Source organism: Streptomyces sp. NBC_00310 (assembly GCF_036208085.1).
Taxonomy (GTDB): Bacteria; Actinomycetota; Actinomycetes; order Streptomycetales; family Streptomycetaceae; genus Streptomyces.
This window is the reverse complement of record NZ_CP130714.1, coordinates 3280790-3295178: the sequence shown is the minus strand read 5'-3', so window position 1 is coordinate 3295178 and position 14389 is coordinate 3280790. Positions and strand designations below refer to the sequence as shown.

The 14389-nt window shown below is 71.3% G+C and carries 13 protein-coding genes; 6 read left to right on the top strand and 7 right to left on the bottom strand.

Going from position 1 to position 14389, the window contains the following annotated elements:
- Positions 1 to 843, bottom strand: coding sequence for an MHYT domain-containing protein (locus OG202_RS14505; protein WP_326583264.1), 843 nt, complete (start codon positions 841 to 843; stop codon positions 1 to 3).
- 169 nt (positions 844 to 1012) lie between these two features.
- Entirely contained in the window at positions 1013 to 1144 is a 132-nt protein-coding gene (locus OG202_RS14500; protein WP_327732399.1) for a hypothetical protein, read from the bottom strand.
- 271 nt (positions 1145 to 1415) lie between these two features.
- Between OG202_RS14500 and OG202_RS14495 the strand changes: the two genes are divergently transcribed.
- The 3 genes from OG202_RS14495 to OG202_RS14485 all read left to right on the top strand — a co-directional run bounded on the left by OG202_RS14495 (position 1416) and on the right by OG202_RS14485 (position 3687).
- The gene (locus tag OG202_RS14495; protein WP_328222839.1) at positions 1416 to 2588 is read left to right on the top strand and encodes a sialidase family protein; all 1173 of its coding nucleotides are present in this window, start codon (positions 1416 to 1418) and stop codon (positions 2586 to 2588) included.
- 67 nt (positions 2589 to 2655) lie between these two features.
- Positions 2656 to 3384, top strand: coding sequence for an NADPH-dependent F420 reductase (gene npdG / locus OG202_RS14490; protein ID WP_327730073.1), 729 nt, complete (start codon positions 2656 to 2658; stop codon positions 3382 to 3384).
- Positions 3385 to 3477: 93 nt separating this feature from the next.
- Positions 3478 to 3687, top strand: coding sequence for a hypothetical protein (locus tag OG202_RS14485; RefSeq protein WP_328222838.1), 210 nt, complete (start codon positions 3478 to 3480; stop codon positions 3685 to 3687).
- Between the two features lie 16 nt (positions 3688 to 3703).
- Here the strand turns inward: OG202_RS14485 and OG202_RS14480 are convergent, their stop codons facing one another.
- A complete protein-coding gene (locus OG202_RS14480) occupies positions 3704 to 4504 on the bottom strand; it encodes a site-2 protease family protein (RefSeq protein ID WP_326583267.1) in 801 nt (266 codons plus the stop codon).
- Between the two features lie 205 nt (positions 4505 to 4709).
- Between OG202_RS14480 and OG202_RS14475 the strand changes: the two genes are divergently transcribed.
- Complete coding sequence (locus OG202_RS14475) at positions 4710 to 8153, top strand: AfsR/SARP family transcriptional regulator (protein WP_328222837.1); 3444 nt, start codon at positions 4710 to 4712, stop codon at positions 8151 to 8153.
- A 118-nt stretch (positions 8154 to 8271) separates the two neighbouring features.
- Here OG202_RS14475 and OG202_RS14470 read toward each other — a convergent pair whose 3' ends face one another.
- The 4 genes from OG202_RS14470 to panB form a co-directional block, all read right to left on the bottom strand.
- On the bottom strand, positions 8272 to 9099 hold the full coding sequence (locus OG202_RS14470) for an ABC transporter permease (protein WP_327730076.1): 828 nt from the start codon (positions 9097 to 9099) through the stop codon (positions 8272 to 8274).
- Positions 9096 to 10121 carry an ATP-binding cassette domain-containing protein gene (locus OG202_RS14465; protein ID WP_328222836.1) on the bottom strand — a complete coding sequence of 342 codons (1026 nt, stop codon included), beginning with the start codon at positions 10119 to 10121 and terminating at the stop codon, positions 9096 to 9098. Before OG202_RS14465 ends, OG202_RS14470 begins: the two co-directional genes overlap by 4 nt.
- A 167-nt stretch (positions 10122 to 10288) precedes the next feature.
- Positions 10289 to 10699: a hypothetical protein gene (locus OG202_RS14460; protein WP_326583272.1), complete on the bottom strand. Its 411-nt coding sequence runs from the start codon at positions 10697 to 10699 to the stop codon at positions 10289 to 10291.
- Positions 10700 to 10964: 265 nt separating this feature from the next.
- Complete coding sequence (panB, locus tag OG202_RS14455) at positions 10965 to 11831, bottom strand: 3-methyl-2-oxobutanoate hydroxymethyltransferase (RefSeq protein ID WP_326583273.1); 867 nt, start codon at positions 11829 to 11831, stop codon at positions 10965 to 10967.
- A 206-nt stretch (positions 11832 to 12037) separates the two neighbouring features.
- Here panB and OG202_RS14450 point away from each other — a divergent pair, with 206 nt between their 5' ends.
- Both OG202_RS14450 and OG202_RS14445 read left to right on the top strand, forming a co-directional pair.
- Complete coding sequence (locus OG202_RS14450; protein ID WP_326583274.1) at positions 12038 to 13615, top strand: MFS transporter; 1578 nt, start codon at positions 12038 to 12040, stop codon at positions 13613 to 13615.
- A 107-nt stretch (positions 13616 to 13722) separates the two neighbouring features.
- Positions 13723 to 14358, top strand: a complete 636-nt coding sequence (locus OG202_RS14445; RefSeq protein ID WP_327730077.1) for a TetR/AcrR family transcriptional regulator — start codon at positions 13723 to 13725, stop codon at positions 14356 to 14358.
- The last annotated feature ends 31 nt before the right edge of the window (positions 14359 to 14389 follow it).

The window sequence follows — 14389 nt, the reverse complement described above, 5'->3', positions numbered from 1 at the left end:
TCACCACTCCGCGGGAGTGGAGGGGCGGCCGTCGTGCAAAGCCCGCTGCCGCGTGGGAGCGTCGAGTCCGTCCTTGCGAGAGGAGGGTGCCGCCGTGCGCTCCCACTGGGCGTCGCCGAGCACCATGTCGGGGTCGAACATGACGACGACGGCGGAGATCAGGAGGGCGACGAGCGGGCCCGCGAGCATGGCCAGCAGGAACGACAGCAGGTCGGCGGAGGACTGCGAGACGGCGGACCGGCCGGTGAGGTGGACGGAGACGGAGGCCATGCCGGTGTAGTGCATACCGGTCACGGCCACGCCCATGATCATGCTCGCCCCGATGCTGGCCCACAGCGTGTGGATGGAGACGGCCGCCCACAGGGCCGCCGTGGCGGCGATGACGGCGATGACGACGGAGAGGGTCACCGTCGGGGTGTCGTAGTGGAGTGTGCCGTTGGTGTGCATGGCGGCCATACCGAGGTAGTGCATGGCCGCGACGCCGAGCCCGGTGACCGCGCCGGCCGTCGCCAGTGTCAGCGGGGAAGCGCCCCGGTAGCCGACGAGGAACAAGCCGACCGCGACCACGCCGATGGCGACCGCGAGGCTGAGCAGCGTCTTCGTCGTGTCGTAGTCGACCAGCGCGCCCTGGATGTTGAAGCCGATCATGGCGATGAAGTGCATGGTCCAGATGCCGCAGCCGATCGATGTGGCCCCCAGGGCCAGCCACCCCGCTCTGCGGTGCCGGCGTCTCAGTGACCGGGTCGTGCACCTCAGCCCGAGCGCGGCCCCGAGGCAGGCCAGCAGATAAGCCGCGACCGGGGTCGCGGCGCCGTAATAGAAGTTGGAGACGGTGGCGTTCATGCGGGGCCCTCCCCTGGCGCACATGAGATCCGGCCCGGCAGCCCTAGGGATCAATTCAAGCCACCTGGCCGAGGTGGCGCGATTCAATCACACTGTGCGCACACTTCCCACACGTAGGGATGATCATTAGTTGAATCACGGACAACTGTGGGGTGTGGCGGACCCAGGGTCACCAGTGGATGGGCGGCGGGGAGGCCAACTGGGCGGACAGACGGGAGAGGCGGTCCCGGAAACGGCGTCGCCCCTCCGCGCCGGCAGCGCGCTCCGTACCGACGAGCAGCAGCCCACCGCCGTACGACATCACGGATCCCCGCGACGCCCCCGCGAACCGTCGCTAGAAGGCCCAAGATCTTCATGGGCCTTCTAGGTCCCCAGCCACTCCGTCCCGGCGAGCACCTCACACAACAACGCGACCCGTACGGCATCCATGCGCCCGCATCCTGCCGCAACCGGACACTCGTGACCCGGTGTTCACCCCGAATTGGCCCGGGCCGGGCACGCAGGCCGAACAGCCACACCCACGTCACCGCACCGTCGCCCCCACGAGCCGCCCCCACCCCCAGGAGCCCCCCATGACCCCCACGCCCCAGTCCAGCGTCCCCTTCCACGCCGGCCGCGAGGGCTACGCCAGTTTCCGGATCCCGGCGGTCGTCGCCACCGCCACCGGCGGCCTGCTCGCCTTCTGCGAGGGCAGGGTCGGCGGGCGGGAGGACTTCGGGAACATCGACATCGTGGTGAAGCGGTCGACGGACGGAGGCCGGACGTGGGGCCCGCTCCAGGTCGCCGCCAAGAACGGTGACGCCCTCGCGGGGAACCCCGCCCCCGTCGTCCTCGACTCCGGCCGGATCCTGCTGGTCCACGTCCGCAACGCCGCCCTCGCCACGGAGGACGCCATCCGACGCGGCGCCGTGACCGCGGCGGACGGGCGCAGGGTGTGGGTGCGGCACAGCGACGACGAGGGGGCGACCTGGTCGAGCCCCAGGGAGATCACCGAACAGGCCAAGAAGCCCGAGTGGCGGTGGTACGCCACCACACCCGGCCACGCGCTCCAGCTCTCCACCGGCCGCGTCGTCGTCCCCGCCAACCACTCCCTCCCGCCCGCCGGCACGGACAACGGCACGGAGGGCAAGTACAACGGCGGACACTGCCTGCTGAGCGACGACCAGGGCACCACCTGGCGCATCGGGTACGTCGACGACAACACCGACGGCTACATCAACGCCAACGAGACCACCGCCACCGAACTCCCCGACGGCCGCGTCTACTTCAACACCCGCAACGACTCCCCGGCCCCCGGCACCCGCGCCGACGCCCACTCCGCCGACGGCGGCCGGAGCCTGGTCAAGCCGTTCCGGCCGCAGGCGGGCCTCGTCGGCCCGGTCGTCGAGGGCAGCGTCCTCCAGCTCCGCGACCCCGACCTGCTCCTCTACTCCGGTCCGGCCGACCCCGGCTTCCGCGCCCTGATGACCGTCCGCGCCAGCACCGACCACGGCGTCACCTGGCGCCCCGTCCACACCGTCGACGGCCTGCCCGCCGCGTACTCCGACCTCGTACGGGTCGACGAGGAGACCGTCGGACTGCTCTACGAGACGGGCGACTTCAGCGCGTACGAGACGATCACGTTCCGGCGGATCCCTCTCGCTGACCTCACCGGAGCCGCCGCATCCGCATCCGCAGCCGGAGCCGGAGCCGGAGCCGGAGCCGGAGCCGCCGCATCCGCAGCCGGAGCCGTCGTATCGCCGTGACCGCGCCGCCCCGTGACCGGGCTCACCTGACCGTCACCCTCGACGGGCGCGCACGTAAAGTCGGCCCATGACCTCTACTGACAGTGCACAGCAGCCCCCCGTGAAGGCCGCCGCGAAGGCCCCGGCCAAGGACCCCTGGGACCTGCCGGACGTGTCGGGGCTCGTCGTCGGCGTGCTCGGCGGCACCGGGCCGCAGGGCAAGGGCCTCGCCTACCGACTCGCCAAGGCCGGCCAGAAGGTGATCATCGGGTCGCGGGCCGCCGACCGTGCCCAGGGCGTCGCCGAGGAACTCGGACACGGCGTCGAGGGCGCCGACAACGCCGAGACCGCCCGCCGCAGCGACATCGTGATCGTCGCGGTGCCGTGGGACGGGCACGGCAAGACCCTCGAATCGCTGCGCGAGGAACTGGCCGGCAAGCTCGTCGTCGACTGTGTCAACCCGCTCGGCTTCGACAAGAAGGGCGCCTACGCGCTGAAGCCGGAGGAGGGCAGCGCCGCCGAGCAGGCCGCCGCCCTGCTGCCGGACTCGCGCGTCACCGCCGCCTTCCACCACCTCTCCGCCGTCCTCCTCGAAGACCCGGAGATCGAGGAGATCGACACGGATGTGATGGTCCTCGGCGAGGAGCGGGCCGACGTCGAGATCGTGCAGGCGCTGGCGGGCCGCATCCCCGGTATGCGCGGCATCTTCGCCGGCCGGCTGCGCAACGCCCACCAGGTCGAGTCCCTGGTCGCCAACCTGATCTCCGTCAACCGCCGCTACAAGGCACACGCGGGCATCCGCCTGACGGACGTGTAGCCCACGCCCGGCCGACGCACGGACGCCCCCGGGCATGGGGGACACTGGACGCCGTACCACCCCGTCCGAACGCCCTCCCAGGAGCCGACCCCCATGCCCCCCTTGCTCCCACCCGACCCGGCCCGGCGACTCGCCCTCTACGCCCTCATCGTCTGTCTCCTCGCCATCGCCGCGGCCGTGGTCTCCTTCAGCCGGGGCAGTTGGCTGGGCGTGGTGTGGGTGCTGATGGCCGGTCTGTCGTCCAACATGACCTGGTACTACGCGCGGAAGGCGAAGCTGGAGCGCCGGTCCGCCACCGGCTGAGCCACGCGGCCGTCCCTCACATCCCGGTGAGGCAGATGTCGCTGTCCGCGCGCCAGAAGCGGTAGAGCCAGTAGCCGCAGTCGGACAGCTGGTCCTCGATCCCCAGGCCCCGCATGAACGCGTCGATCACGTCCCAGAACACGCCGTTCACCGCCGGGATCCACAGCACCGCGAAGACGAGCAGCAGACCGAAGGGCGCGAGCGGCTCCACCTGACGGCGGATCTTGTACGACAGCCAGGGCTCGATGACGCCGTAGCCGTCCAGGCCGGGCACCGGCAGGAAGTTCAGGATCGCCGCCGTGACCTGGAGCATCGCGAGGAAGGCGAGGGCGAAGAGGAAGGCCGTCGGCACGCCGTCCGTGACGCCCAGCCAGAACGGCGCGGTGCAGACGGCCGCGAACAGGACGTTCGTCAGCGGGCCCGCCGCCGAGATCAGGCTGTGCTTCCAGCGGCCCTGGATACGGCCGCGCTCGATGAACACCGCGCCACCGGGCAGACCGATACCGCCCATGATCACGAACACGACGGGCAGCACGATGCTGAGCAGGGCGTGCGTGTACTTCAGCGGGTTGAGGGTCAGATAGCCCTTGGCGCCGATGGAGATGTCGCCGCTGTGCAGGGCGGTGCGGGCGTGCGCGTACTCGTGCAGACACAGCGAGACGATCCACGCCGAGGTCACGAACAGGAACACGGCCAGGCCGGGCTGCTCGGCGAACCCGGTCCACGTGGCCCATCCGGTGACCGCCATCACGGCCACGATCCCCAGGAAGACGGGGCTGATCCTCCGGTCACTCCGGCGGGACGCGGCGGTGGTCATGGGGCTCCTAGGACTCTGGGCGGACCGCCGACGCTGTGTCGGGGGCTCGTCTGGTGTGTGCCGACGGTGTGCCGACGCAGGGTCGATCACTTGATCGGACTGCCCGACGGTACCGGGCGTATGCCGAAAACGTCTCGCGATCCCCTCCTGGTTCCTAGGAAGGTGGGGACGAACGGTCGACGGTCGTACGGGAGCGTTCGACTCGATGTACCGGACACACGAAGCCGACCCCGACAGAGACAATGGTCCCGTGCGCTACCGCATCCTCGGCACCACCCAGGCACTGCAGGCCGACGGCCGCCCCGTCCCCGTCGGGGGCGCCCGGCTGCGCGCCCTGCTGACCGTGCTCGCTCTGCGGCCGGGGCGTACGGTGCCCGCGGCCGTGCTCGTCGACGAGGTGTGGGCCGACGATCCGCCCGCCGACGCGCTCGCAGCGCTGCAGGCGCTGGTCGGCCGACTGCGCAGGGCGCTGGGCCCGGACGCGGTCGAGTCGGCGAACGGCGGCTATCGCCTCGCGGCCACCCCGGACGACGTCGACCTGCACCGCTTCGAACGCCTCGCGGACGAGGGCGCCCGCGCGCTCGCCGACGGCGACCCGGCCAAGGCCGCCGACGTCCTCGACGACGCGCTCGCCCTCTGGCAGGGCCCGCCGCTGGCCGACCTCCCCGACCGCGCCGCCGAGGCCGCCCGTTGGGAGACCCGCCGCCTCGACGCCCACCGCACCCGCCTCACCGCCGCGCTCGCCCTCGGCCGCCCCGACTCCGCCCTCCCCGACCTCATCGCCCTCTGCGACACCCACCCCCTCGACGAACCCCTCCAGTCCCTGCGCCTGCGCGCCCTCCGCGACACCGGCCGCTCCGCCGAGGCCCTCGCCGCCTACGAAGAGGTCCGCACCCTCCTGTCGGACCGCCTGGGCACGACCCCGGGCCCGGCCCTGCGCAGCATCCACGAAGACCTGCTGAACTCCGACGGGGCCGAGCCCCGTCAGGGGCGCGGGGACCTGCGCGACCAGCCCCCACCCACCCGCACGCAACCACTCACCCCATCCACCCCACGGGGTCGAAGGGGCAGCGCCCCTGGGGGAGGGACGGGTAGGGGCGGCGGGGGCGGGATACCCGACCCGAACCCCCACCCCACCCGCCCCCCGGGCAACCTCCGCGCCCGCCTCACCTCCTTCGTGGGCCGCGACACCGACATCGACACCATCCGCGACGACCTCACCACCACCCGCCTGGTGACGCTCCTGGGCCCGGGCGGCGCGGGCAAGACCCGCCTCTCCCAGGAGGCCGGCGAGGCAGTCGCCGAGGACATGCCGGACGGCGTCTGGCTCGCCGAACTCGCCCCCGTCGACGACCCGGCGAACGTCCCGGAGGCCGTGCTCACCGCCCTCGGCGCCCGCGAGACCGTCCTGCGGGGCGCCGGCGCCGACGAGATGCGCGTCGCGGCGGACCGCCAGGACGACCCGCTGGCCCGTCTCGCCGAACACTGCGCCGGACGCCGCATGCTGCTGATCCTCGACAACTGCGAACACGTCGTCGAGGCCGCCGCCCACCTCGCCGACCAGCTCCTCCAGCGGTGCCCGGAGCTGACCGTACTGGCCACCAGCCGCGAACCCCTCGGCGTACCGGGGGAGTTGGTGCGCCCGGTGGAACCGCTGACGGAACCCCACGCGCTGCGCCTGCTCGCCGACCGGGGAGCGGCCGCCCGGCCCGGGTTCACCGTCGCCGCCGACCCGGAGGCCGCCGCCGAGATCTGCCGCCGCCTCGACGGACTGCCGCTCGCCATCGAGCTGGCGGCGGCCCGGCTACGCATGTTGACGCCCCGTCAGATCGCCGACCGCCTCGACGACCGCTTCCGGCTGCTCACCTCCGGCAGCCGTACCGTCCTGCCCCGGCAGCAGACCCTGCGCGCGGTCGTCGACTGGTCCTGGGAGCTGCTCGACGAGGACGAACGGTACGTCCTGCGGCGGCTGTCGGTGTTCGCCGGCGGCTGCGACCTGGCCGCCGCCGAGGCCGTCTGCGGTCCCGCCGCGCTGGAGGCGATCGGCTCGCTCGTCGACAAGTCCCTCGTCGTGGCGGCCCCTTCGGCGGGTGCGGGCGGCGAGATGCGTTACCGGCTCCTGGAGACCGTCGTCGAGTACGCCGGCGAACGGCTCGACGAGACGGGTACCCGCCCCGCCGCCGCACGCGCGCACCTCACGTACTACCGCGAACTCGTCCGCGCCACCGACCCGTTGCTGCGCGGCTCCGGCCAGCGTGCCGCGATCGAGCTGCTGGAGCTGGAGTACGAGAACATCCGCACCGCCCTCAGACACGCCGTCGCCGAGCGGGACGAGCAGGAGGCGCTCTGCCTGACGCTGTCGTTGTGCTGGTACTGGCAGATGCGCGATCTGAAGACCGAGGCCCGCCACTGGTCCGCCCAGGTCAAGGAACTCGGGCCGGACCCCTTCACCGCGCCCGCCCGCCCCGTCCCGGACCTGCGCGGACGCGCCGTCGACAGTCCGCCGCCGATGAGTGCGGACGTCCTCGACGAGGCCCGGCGCGGGGTGCACCTGGTCCATCTGGCCTGCATGGACATGGAGTTGCCCGCCTGGGAGGCCCCCGAGGGCCAGGAGAAGCTGCGGATCATCAGCGCGACCTACCGCCCGGGCCAGCCGCAGACCTGCCGCTTCCCCGGCTTCATGTGGTTCTACGCCGTCCTGCTGACCGGCGACATGGGCCGGCTGCGCGCCATCCTCGACGCCAACATCCGCACCTGCCGCGAGCTCGGTTACACCTGGGAGCTGGCGCAGAACCTGCAGATGCGGGCCAACATCCTCGCCAACCGCAGCGACTGGGCGGGCGACGCCGCTACGGACGCCGACGAGTCGCTGGAGCTCTTCGACCGGCTGGGGGACGCCTGGGGCGCCGCCGAGGCGCTCTCGGCGCGTGGCGAGTCCCTGGAACGCCGGGGCGAGTTCGCGCTCGCCGCCGCGGACTTCGAGCGGGCCATCGCGTACGCCGAACGGCTCGGCGCCCATGCCCAGTTGGGGATGCTCGGCGTCCGGCTCGGCAGTGTGTACATCGAGGGCGGCGACGCGGAGCGCGGCGAGAGGATGCTGTTCGACGTGTTGGAGGCCGGGCGTCGCGCCGCCCGCGAGGCGGTGCCCGCCGCCCGCCTCTTCCTCGCGGTCCGGCTCGGCCGCAGCGGGCGCCAGGCCGAGGCCCGGGAGCAGCTGACGCTGCTGCGCGAGGACTTCCACGCCGCCGACTTCGTGCTCTTCGCCGGGTTCGTCATCGGTGTCGAGGGCTGGCTGGAGGGGATCGACGGACACCACGAGAAGGCGCTGCGGCTGATGCGCCGGGCGCTGAAACGGAGCCTGGACCGGCTGTCCCGGATGGTCGCGCCCCACATGACCGCCATCCATCTCGTGACCGCCGTCATCTCCGTCGCGGGCGTCGACGGCGGCTCACGCGCCCGGGAGGCGGCCCAACTCCTCGGCGCCGCCGACGCGCTGCTGCCGCCCGGTCACTTCTCCAGCCCGATGGAGGTCGAGGCCCGCGCCAAGGCCGAGGCGGTGACCCGGGCCCGGCTGGACGACGCGGCCTACGCCACCGCGTACGCCGAGGGCGGCGCCCTCACCCTGGAGGAGGCCGTCGCCCTCGTCTGACCTGACCTGACCTGACCTGACCTGACCTGACCTGACCTCCGACGACGTCGGCGTACGAGTTACGCGTGACTCGTACGACGTACGAGTCACGACGTACGAATTGCGACGTCGTCCGAGGTCAGCTCTTCGTCTTGAACTTGTGGATCGCGATCGGTGCCATCACCGCCGTCAGCGCCACCGACCAGCCGAGCGTGACGAACAGGTCGTGGGCGATCGGTCCGCCCGTCATCAGCCCGCGCGCGGTGTCCGCGAGGGCCGACAGCGGGTTGTAGTCGGTGAAGGCCTGCAGCCAGCCCGGCATGGACTGGGTCGGCGCGAAGATCGACGAGCCGAACTGCAGCGGGAACAGCACCAGGAAGCCCATCGCCTGCACGGACTGCGCGTTCTTCAACGTCACGCCCAGCACCAGGAAGATCCACATCAGGGACGAGCCGAAGACGGTGGCCAGGCCCACCGCGCCGAGCAGCCCCGGCCAGTTGGTGATGTCGAATCCGATGAGGACACCGACGGTCAGCAGGATGGTCGTGGCGACCAGCATGCGCAGCAGCTCGACGGAGATCTTCGCGAGCAGCACCGAGGACCGGCCGATGGGCAGGGACCGGAAGCGGTCCATGATGCCCTTCTGGAAGTCCTCGTTGAACCCCGTGCCGACGCCCATGGCCATGTTCATGCACGTCATCGCCATCAGTCCCGGCACCACGTACTGCACGTACTCCTCCTGGCCGCCGCCCAGCGCCTGCCCGATGGAGCCGCCGAAGACGTACACGAAGAGGAGGGTGAACACGATCGGCATGAGGACCGCGTCGAACATCGACTCGGGGTCCTGCCGGATCCACAGCAGGTTGCGCCGGACGAGCGCGCCGGTGTGCCGGGCATGGGCCCGCAGCCCGATCCGGCCGTCGGGCCGACCGGTCTCGCCGGTCGTGGGAAGGGTTGCGGCGCTCATACGGCGACCTCCTCGTGGGCGGGGGCCGAGGTCGTGCCCTGCGGCGCGCCGGCCTTGTGACCGGTGAGGGACAGGAACACCTCGTCCAGGCTGGGCAGTTCGGTGCTGATCGAGGCGATGGTGACCCCGCGCGCGGTGAGCACGCCGACGACCGCGGTCAGCTGCTCGTCGCTGAGGATCGGCACGAGCAGGGTGCCGGTTTCGGGGTCCACGGTGGTCGTGGCGAGCCCGGTGATGCCCAGGCCGTCGAGATCCTCGGCCAGCGGCCGCAGATGCGCCGGGTCGGCCGGCCGGACGCGGAGCGTACGCCCGCCGACCTGGGCCTTCAGCTCCTCGATACGGCCGCCCGCGATGACCTTCCCCCGGTCGATCACGGTCAGCTCCGAGGCCAGCTGCTCGGCCTCCTCCATGTACTGCGTGGTCAGCAGCACGGTCACGCCGTCGCCGACCAGGCGCTTCACCTCGGTCCACACCTCGTTGCGCGTCCGCGGGTCGAGGCCGGTCGTCGGCTCGTCCAGGTACAGCACGGCCGGGCTTCCGATCATGGACGCGGCCAGGTCGAGCCGCCGCCGCATACCGCCGGAGTACGTCGCCGCCGGGCGCCGGGCGGCCTCGGTCAGCGAGAACCGCTCCAGCAGACCGGTGGCCCGGTTCTTCGCCTCCTTCCGGGGCAGGTCGAGCAGCCGGCCGATCATGTACAGGTTCTCGAAGCCGGACAGCTTCTCGTCCACGGACGCGTACTGTCCCGTCAGCCCGATCACCCGGCGGAGCTGCCGCGGCTGCCGTACGACGTCATAGCCGGCCACGGTCGCGTGCCCCGCGTCCGGCGTGATCAGCGTGGACAGGCACCGTACGAGGGTCGTCTTGCCCGCCCCGTTCGGGCCGAGCACGCCCATCACCGTGCCCTCACGCACATCGAGGTCGACACCGTCCAGCGCCCTGGTCTCGCCGTAGTGCTTGACCAGCCCCCGCACGGTGACAGCGCCCTTCGCGCCGCTGGCTTCCTTGTCGATTCGTGTCATGCGGATGACGGTGTCAGGGCCCACCGACAAACCACCGACAGCCCACCTGCACGGCCGACATCGCACCGACATCCCACCGACGTGCCGCTCGACGCACCGCACGAGAACGCGAAACCGGTGCCCGGCGTGCCGCCTAGGCGGCACGCCGGACCGGCGCGGGCGGCGTGTCAGTCGGCCGTGTAGGCCGTGACGGAGCGGCTGCTCTCGAACGCGTACCTGTACTTCACGTTGTCGTTCACGTCGGTCGCGATGACCGCCCACCGGTCGAGGGTGGCCAGCCTGAAGCTGGCCTGGCAGTAGTTGAGGGTGTTGTCGCTGCGGTAGAAGCACACCTTGACTTCGCGAGTGGAGTCACTGGGGCTGTTGGTGATCTTCAGGTTGATGTCCTGGCAGGCCGACGAGGTCGTGAACATCTGGCTCACCGTGTGGTCGATGAGCTTGGTGAACTGCACCGCCCCGCCGTAGCAGGTCGCCGCGCTCGCCGGACTGCCGGTGGCGAGGCCGAGGCCGACGCCGGAGACGAGCAGTGCGGCGGCGAAGGCACCGGCTTTGGCGCGGGTGGCGATGGATCGCTTCATGGATGGGTCCCCCTGTGGATGTCGTCGTCGACGTGAACCGCGCGGACCCGTGCCGTGCCGCGGGCGGCGGGTACGGGGCGCGGCTCAAGCCTGGCAGGGACCGAGGTGTGAGGGAGCCTGCGACTCTTGAGGTTGACTTCCGTGCTCGCCCGGCCCCGAGGCGCGCGACCGGCACGAAGCAGCCCGCCGACGGGGGAAGATCGGCGGGCTGCTGTGGTACCGCAGTGGCTCTGTGGCCGTCGGGCCCTTCCTGGGCCGGCGGGCATCAGTGAACGGAGTGCTCCTCCGTCGGGAACGTCCCGCCCACGACGTCCTCCGCGAACGCCTTCGCCGCGTCACCCATGACCGTACGCAGATCGGCGTACTGCTTCACGAACTTCGGCATCCGTCCGCCGGTCAGCCCGAGCATGTCGGTCCACACGAGGACCTGCGCGTCGGTCTCCGCGCCCGCGCCGATGCCCACGGTCGGGATGTGGAGCACCCGCGTGACCTCCGCCGCCAGCTCCGCCGGAACCAGCTCCAGGACGACCGCGAACGCGCCCGCGTCCTGGACGGCCTTGGCGTCGCGCAGCAGCTGCTGCGCGGCCTCCTCGCCCCGGCCCTGTACGCGGTAGCCCATCGCGTTGACGGACTGCGGGGTGAGGCCGATGTGGGCCATGACCGGGATGCCGGACTCGACCAGCAGCTCGATCTGGCGGTGCGACCGCTCGCCGCCCTCCAGCTTGACCGCGCCGACCCCGGCCTCCTTGACCAGCCGGGTCGCCGAGCGCAGCGCCTGCACCGGGCCCTCCTGGTAGGAGCCGAAGGGCAGGTCGCCGACGATCAGGGCGCGGCTGGTGCCCCGTACGACGGCCGCGGACAGCATGGTCATCTCGTCGAGGGTGACGGGCACGGTCGACTCGTACCCGAGGTGGCAGTTGCCCGCGGAGTCGCCGACGAGCATGACCGGGATGCCGGCCTCGTCGAAGACGGACGCGGTCATCGCGTCGTACGCGGTGAGCATGGGCCACTTCTCGCCGCGCTCCTTGGCGAGGGCGATGTCCCGGACGGTGATACGGCGCGTGCCCTTGCCCCCGTACAGCGCCTTGCTGCCGTCGGAGGGCTTCGTCTGGGCAGCCGAAAGCTGCGTCATCGCTACAGCTCCTTCATGTCATCTCGAGGCACCCTGACGGTGTCCCCGGACCACTCCCATGGTGGCACCTCGGTCCAGAGAGGGCTAGGGGAGGTCGATGTGACCGTTCCGGCATGCGGTGCGTGCCGACTTGCGCTGCGTAAGAGCCGGGTAAAAGATTTACGATACGAGACGGTCCCGTATCGAAATAGGTCTAGGCTCACGACATGACTACCGCAGTCCCTGACTCCCGAATACCGGCGGCGGTGCATCGGCGCCGCTGGGCGATCCTCGGTGTGCTGATGCTGAGCCTGCTGATCGTGGTGCTCGACAACTCGATCCTCAACGTCGCCATCAAGACCATCTCCACCCCGGCGCCCACCGGCCTCGGCGCCACCCAGAGCGAGCTGGAGTGGGCGATCAACGCCTACACGCTCGTCTTCGCGGGGCTGCTGTTCTCCGCGGGCCTCCTCGGCGACCGCCTCGGCCGCAAGAAGGTCCTGCTCGGCGGGCTCGTCGTGTTCGGTGTCGGCTCGGCCCTCGCCGCCATGTCGGGCTCCCCGGCCGAGCTGATCGTCTTCCGCGCGGTGATGGGCCTCGGTGCCGCCTTCGTGATGCCCGCCACCCTCGCCGTCCTCATGAACGTCTTCGAGCGCGACGAACAGCCGAAGGCCATCGGCATCTGGGCGGGCGGCGTCGGCCTCGCCATCGCCATCGGCCCGATCACCGGCGGCCTCCTCCTCGACCACTTCTGGTGGGGCTCGGTCTTCCTGATCAACGTCCCGATCGTCGTCCTCGCGCTCGGCCTGATGATGTGGCTGGTGCCCGACTCGCGCGACCCCCACCCCGGCCGCATCGACCCCGTCGGCGTCGTGCTCTCCGTCGTCGGCCTCGTGCTCCTCGTCTACGGCATCATCCGCGGCGGCCAGCTCGCCGACTTCACCGACGTCACCGTCCTCGGGACCATCGCGGCCGGGCTCGCGGTCCTCGCCGCCTTCGTGGTCTTCGAGAAGCGCAGCGACCACCCCTCCATCGACATGACGTTCTTCAAGAACAAGGTCTTCTCGACCGCCATCGGCGTCATCGGTCTGGTCTTCTTCGCACTGATGGGCGTGACCTTCTTCTCCGTCTTCTACACCCAGACCGTACGCGGCTACTCCCCGCTCCAGACCGGCCTGTTGATGCTGCCGCTGGCCGTCGCGCAGCTCGTCTTCGCGCCGCGCGCCCGCCTCGTCGTCGACCGCTTCGGCAACAGCGCGGTGTGCACGGCGGGCATGGTGCTGATCGCCGGAATGCTGGCCGCGTTCGCCGTACTGGACGCGGACACACCGATCTGGATCCTCGAAGTGATCTTCTTCTTCATGGGCATGGGCATGGCGCACGTGATGACCCCGCTGAGCGTCGTCATCATGCAGGCGCTGCCCCGCGAGAAGGCCGGCTCCGCGTCCGCCCTCAGCAACACCTTCCGCCAGGTCGGCGGCGCCCTCGGTATCGCCGTCCTCGGCTCGGTGCTCTCCACCGCCTACCGGAGCGGCATCGAGGACAAGTTGCCCGCCGGCGCCCCGCACGCCGCCGCCGAGTCCATCGAGGCCACCCTCGGCCTCGCCGCCCGCCTCGGCGAACGGGGCGAGGCCCTGGTCGGCCCGGCCCACGACGCCTTCCTGCACGCCATGCACGTGACCGCCCTGTGCGGGGCCGGCATCGCCCTGATCGGCGCGGTGGCCATGGCGGTGTTCCTGCCGGGACGGCAGAAGGGCGGTCACGAGGGCAAGGAGGAAACGGAGTTGGCGGTCGCCGACCACTGACCGGCGCCCGCGTACGGCACCCCACTGCCGTACGCGGGAGAGAATCACCCCGGACACCGGAGCACGACAGCGCCGGACACCGGAGAACGACAGAGACGGAGTCGACCTTGAGCCTCGCCGAGAGCCACGCCGGAGACGGGCGGGTACGGGACGGGAGTCCCGTGCGCGGACGGCCCCGCAGCGAGGCCGTGGAGCGGTCCATCGTCGAGGGCGTGATGAAACTCCTCGAAGAGGGCGTGCCGCTCTCGGAGTTGTCGATCGAACGGGTGGCCCGCACCGCCGGCGTCGGCAAGGCGACCATCTACCGCCGCTGGAGCGGCAAGGAGGCGCTCTTCGCCGACGTACTGCGCGCCGCGGAGCCCCCGGACCCCGAACTGCCCGGCACCTCGATGCGCGACGACCTGGTCGTCCTCATGGAGGCGGCCCGCCGACGCGGGCTGCTCAACCGGCCGTCGGCGATCCTGCACAACGTCATCGCCCAGATGAAGAGCAGCCCCAAGATCTGGGACGCCTACCACGCGGACGTCGTCGCCCCCCGCCGCCGGGCCCTCGCCGAAGTCCTGCGCCGAGGCCGGGACAACGGCGAACTCCGCGCCGACGTGGACATCGACCTCGCCGGCGACCTGGTCTTCGGCCCCATGCTCGTCCGCACCGTCATGCGCCCGGACGCCTCCCTCCCCGAGGATCTCGCGGAGACCATCGTCGACACCGTGCTCGAAGGTCTTCGTCCTCCTGCGAAGTGAGTCACAGCGATGTGCGCGTTTCGTTACAGAC